Raw genomic sequence first — 1,658 nt, 5'->3', positions numbered from 1 at the left:
TACACTCTCCTAAGTATCTTAATGAATTCTTTCTAGCCTTAAGAGAAATTAGTAATATTAACGCAGACTTAGCCATCCTAGCTGGGGACTTAGTAGAAAAGGGTTATTTTCAGCATTTTAGCCCAGTCTACAGTGCTTTGAAGAATAGGGCTAGGTATGTCATAGCTACATTTGGGAATGAGGACTATTCCGAGAATAGGATGTATTATAAGGAGAAGTATAATGATATTATATGGCTAGATGATGAAAGAATAGACTTAGAAGTGGGTAATATTAAAGTAACAATCGTGGGAAGTGAAGGAGTATTAGAGTCACCAACTAAATGGCAGATGATGAACGGTATTGATGAAAACTTTTATATGAAGAGATTAGAAAAGCTTGAAAATTTGTTATGTAATTCGAGCTCGGATATAAAGATACTTCTAACTCACTATGCAAGCACTTTTCAAACAGTTCTTGGTGAGAGAAAAAGCGTTTATCCACATTTAGGGTACAGAATTATAGAAAAACTAGCCTTAAATGGAAGGGTAGATTGTTTGCCTAATATAGCTATCCATGGACATGCGCATTACGCTAAGAGAACATTTTATGTAGTTTATGGAGTCAAGGTTTATAACGTGGCGTTACCGGCTAATAAAAGGATATTAGTAATTAATACTTAGCCTCAGCTTTTTGATATTTAATAAAACCAACGTCTATAATAGCACGTTCAACCTTCTTTACCACCCAATTCATCATTGGAGAAGATATTCCAATTTTTCTTAATAATCTGTAAATGATAGGTACTGTTAGTTGGGCTCCAGCTGCTAATGGATGCCCTCCTCCTCCTAACTTCACTGCAAATTGTCTGACATCAATATCCCTACTCCTAAACGATACACTTTTACCATTTGCTGAAACGAAAACTTCTGCATTTAATCTAGTCATCAAGAATTGGGATGCATAACTTATATCCGGTGGACCTTTCCACCTTAACGCTATTACCACCTTATGTCCATCTATCTCTATTAATCTCACGTTTTTCATTAATTTTTTATATCCTTCAATTTCCTTAGAAACTATATCCTCTAGCATCCTTTCAAAATTTTCATTCCATAGCACTCCATTATAAAACGTTTTAATTAGCTCGATCTTCCATGAAAAGTCTTTATTAGTCTCCACTATTCTTCTTAGCTTCTCGCCCATAGGATCGTCATGAAGCCAAATGTCTACTGAACAATCAGCTGATGCTAACTTTCGTGAAAATTCGTCTTCTTTGTTTCTATACTTGTATATTACACCTGCCCCACATGTCGAAGTATCATGATAGACCGTAACACCTATTTCCCTCAATTCATCCTTCCACTCATCTCTCCAAACATGATGATCGAACCATTCGATTTCAGCTCCTTCGCTTATTAACCTTCTCAGCTCTTTTACAATCTCATTAAACGTACTAGCGTTAATACCTAAATCGGCTATCATAATGTTATAAACTCCTCTAAGCTGTAAAGATTTCAGCAAGGAATGTAACTTATTAGGCTCTGTGAAAAAAACCGTTTTAGGCAATGACTTGACAGCACGGGCGTATACAGCAGCAGATGCAGTTCCATCAAAATCGTTATGAACTATTGCATAATAATCCAATTTATCATCTACCTACCTTTCAAACTTAATAC

General features: G+C 35.8%; 2 protein-coding genes. One reads left to right on the top strand and one right to left on the bottom strand.

Annotation, left to right across the window (positions count from 1 at the left end):
* Positions 1-662: metallophosphoesterase (locus DMP16_RS09690; protein ID WP_143577174.1), on the top strand; the 662-nt coding region annotated here is incomplete at its 5' end.
* On the opposite strand, the gene DMP16_RS09685 is transcribed toward DMP16_RS09690, so the two are convergent.
* A complete protein-coding gene (locus tag DMP16_RS09685) occupies positions 652-1,626 on the bottom strand; it encodes a DHHA1 domain-containing protein (protein ID WP_069284061.1) in 975 nt (324 codons plus the stop codon). The genes DMP16_RS09690 and DMP16_RS09685 overlap by 11 nt on opposite strands.
* Positions 1,627-1,658 lie beyond the last annotated feature (32 nt).

It is taken from the genome of Sulfolobus sp. B1, from assembly GCF_007050195.1.
Classification (GTDB): domain Archaea; phylum Thermoproteota; class Thermoprotei_A; order Sulfolobales; family Sulfolobaceae; genus Saccharolobus.
The sequence above is the reverse complement of the archived record's forward strand: the minus strand, read 5'-3'. Positions and strand labels throughout refer to the sequence as shown.